The sequence below is a fragment of the Actinomycetospora aeridis genome (assembly GCF_037400275.1).
Lineage (GTDB): Bacteria > Actinomycetota > Actinomycetes > Mycobacteriales > Pseudonocardiaceae > Actinomycetospora > Actinomycetospora aeridis.
Window position 1 is genome coordinate 1 of record NZ_JBBEGL010000036.1, and the last position, 250, is coordinate 250.

1 protein-coding gene is annotated in these 250 nt (G+C 70.8%); it reads left to right on the forward strand.

Going from position 1 to position 250, the window contains the following annotated elements; translation table 11 throughout:
* Positions 1–250: DDE-type integrase/transposase/recombinase (locus tag WCD41_RS31065; RefSeq protein WP_337719132.1), on the forward strand; the 250-nt coding region annotated here is incomplete at both ends.

Sequence of the window (250 nt, forward strand, 5' to 3'; positions counted from 1 at the left end):
AACGAGCTCTGGCAGATCGACGGGGCGATGCACCACCTCGCCGACGGCCACGGGTACTGGGCGGTCGACATCATCGATGACCACTCCCGGTTCTGCGTGGGGATCGAGCTCGGCCAGGCGCTGACCTCCAGCCTGGCCTGGACCGCGATGCGCACCGCGGTCGCCGGGCACGGGCTGCCCGCCGGGTTGCTCTCGGACAACGGGCTGTGCTTCACCGGGCGGCTGCGCGCGGTCACGGTCAGCTTCGAAC